This window comes from Bradyrhizobium sp. PRIMUS42 (assembly GCF_023006515.1).
Taxonomy (GTDB): domain Bacteria; phylum Pseudomonadota; class Alphaproteobacteria; order Rhizobiales; family Xanthobacteraceae; genus Bradyrhizobium.
In genome coordinates, this window is sequence record NZ_JALBGZ010000855.1 from 1 (window position 1) to 2,429 (window position 2,429).

1 protein-coding gene and 3 pseudogenes are annotated in these 2,429 nt (G+C 64.3%); 2 read left to right on the plus strand and 2 right to left on the minus strand.

Annotation, left to right across the window (positions count from 1 at the left end; genetic code table 11):
- Positions 1 to 146, minus strand: a pseudogene (locus MOV75_RS42785) (FAD-binding oxidoreductase); the annotation flags it as partial.
- A 178-nt stretch (positions 147 to 324) separates the two neighbouring features.
- Between MOV75_RS42785 and MOV75_RS34700 the strand changes: the two are divergent.
- Positions 325 to 678 (plus strand): annotated as a pseudogene (locus MOV75_RS34700) (dihydrodipicolinate synthase family protein); the annotation flags it as partial.
- A 142-nt stretch (positions 679 to 820) separates the two neighbouring features.
- On the opposite strand, the gene argH reads toward MOV75_RS34700, so the two are convergent.
- A complete protein-coding gene (gene argH / locus MOV75_RS34705; protein ID WP_246925901.1) occupies positions 821 to 2,218 on the minus strand; it encodes an argininosuccinate lyase in 1,398 nt (465 codons plus the stop codon).
- Between the two features lie 101 nt (positions 2,219 to 2,319).
- Here argH and MOV75_RS42790 point away from each other — a divergent pair.
- Positions 2,320 to 2,429 (plus strand): annotated as a pseudogene (locus tag MOV75_RS42790) (thiol:disulfide interchange protein); the annotation flags it as partial.

The window sequence follows — 2,429 nt, forward strand, 5'->3', positions numbered from 1 at the left end:
AGCGGCGTCTGCGGCAGGCTCGCGCTCCAATCGTTGCAATTGCGCGCCGGCACGTCGGTGCCGATCAACACGGCGGCTGCGCCGAGCTTGTCGCGCAGGGCGCCGAGCAATTGGTCGGGTCGCCCGATAGGGGTCACCATGTCCATGCGAGACCTCCTCAAAACATGACTGCGCCCATGCGCGCCGTGACATCGGAAAGGGTTTGCGTGCTTCTTGTATGTAAGGTACAAGATGAAAAGTAAAGCAAAAACAAAACCCGGTTAAGCTTCGGAAGGTCCTTTGAGATCAGAGGCTTAGTTCGGGGGCCAAGCAAGGGGCAGTGTGATGACCGAGGCAATTCGCGGGTTCTGGGTGGCATCGGCGACGCCGCTGGCAGCCGACGGCAGCGTGGATTCGGCAAAGCTCGCGGCTCACGCCAACCAGCTTTTCGGCAAGGGCGTCGACGGCGTCGTGCTGTTCGGCACCACCGGCGAGGGCACCTCTTTCAATGTCACCGAGCGCGTCGCGACCATCGAAGCCGTGCTCAAGGCCGGCGTTGCCCCGGAACGCATCGGCATCGGCGGCGGCTTTCCCGCCATCACCGACAGCATCGCCCTCTCGCGCGCCGCACTCGGCCTCGGCCTGCGTCACGTGCTGTTGCTGCCGCCCTATTTCGACCGCGGCGTCACGGCTGAAGGGGACAATGATGGCCCACCCCGAGCCGGCCGGGCGAAACTTTGACGTCACGACGAAATCCCCACTACGCGGGCCGCACCATACAGAGATTGGCACGCTCTGGCGAGAGCCCGGATGACCATGAAACATCAGCGAAATTTTACCCTCAGCCCAATTTTCGCTCTTTTTCCAGCCGCTTCACCCAGGCCTTGGCCTGGGCCGTCACGTTCTTCGGAGCGGTGCCGCCGAAGCTGGTGCGGCTCTTCACCGACGATTCGACCGAGAGCACGCCGAACACGTCCTTGGTGATTTTTGGCTCGATCGCCTGCATCTCCTTGAGCGGCAGCTCGTGCAGCGCCACGCCGCCCTCGGCGGCCTTGGCGACGATGCGGCCGGTGACGTGATGGGCCTCGCGGAACGGCATTTTCAGCGTCCGCACCAGCCAGTCGGCGAGGTCGGTCGCGGTGGCATAGCCCTCGCCCGCGGCAAGCTTCATCTTGGCTTCGTCGGGCACGAGGTCGCGGACCATGCCGGTCATGGCGCGGATCGCCAGCGACAGCGCGGCAAAGCCCTCCATGGCACCCTGCTTGTCCTCCTGCATGTCCTTTTGATAGGCGAGCGGCAGGCCCTTCATCACGATCAACAGACCGTTGAGCGCGCCGATGACGCGGCCGGTCTTGGCGCGTACCAGCTCGGCGGCATCCGGATTGCGCTTCTGCGGCATGATCGAGGATCCCGTGGTGAACTTGTCGCTGAGCCGGATCATTCCGACCAGCGGCGAGGTCCAGATCACGATCTCCTCGGCGAAGCGCGACATGTGCACGGCACAGATCGAGGCTGCCGACAGCGTCTCCAGCACGAAGTCACGGTCGGACACCGCGTCGAGCGAGTTCGCCATCGGACGGTCGAAGAGAAGCGCCTTTGCGGTGGCGTGGCGGTCGATCGGGAACGAGGTGCCTGCGAGCGCGGCGGCACCGAGCGGCGATTCGTTGAGCCGCTTGCGCGCGTCCTGGAAGCGGCCGCGATCGCGCGCGGCCATCTCGACATAGGCGAGCAGATGATGGCCGAAGGTCACCGGCTGCGCGGTCTGCAGATGCGTGAAGCCGGGCATCACGGTGCCTGCGTGCTCCAGCGCACGCTCGACCAGAGCCTGCTGGAAGGCTGCGAGCGCGGCATCGGTCTCGTCGAGAACGTCACGCACGTAGAGACGGAAATCGGTCGCGACCTGGTCGTTGCGCGAGCGCGCGGTGTGCAGCCTGCCGGCGGCGGGGCCGATCAGCTCGGACAGGCGGCTCTCGACATTCATATGAATGTCCTCGAGCGTGCGCTTGAACTCGAAGCCGCCCTTGCCGATCTCTGACAAAATCGTGTCTAGACCCTTGCCGATATTTTTCGCATCAGAGCCCGTGATGATGCCCTTCGCGGCGAGCATCGCAGCGTGAGCCTTGGACGCGGCAATGTCCTGGGCGTAGAGGTGACGATCGACGTCGATGGAGACGTTGATCTCTTCCATGATCTCATCGGGACGTTCCGAGAACCGGCCGCCCCACATCTTGTTGCTCATGATCCCCTGCTCACGCCTTGATTTGCCGCACGTTTGCTGGCCGCAGCCAGCCGTATTAAGAGGCCCCTGATAGCCATATCTGCGACCGGATGACAAACGATATGCTCGACAAGAAGCCCTCCGCCACGCGCCGGGTCCCCCTCGTCATCGCCACCGTGGCGGTCGGAGGGCTGGCCGGCTTCGCCGCGCTGTACGGACTGGGCCTGAGCCG

Coding starts and splice junctions, on each gene's coding strand:
- argH (WP_246925901.1), bottom strand. CDS start 2,218: ATGAGCAACAAGATGTGGGGCGGCCGGTTCTCGGAACGTCCCGATGAG.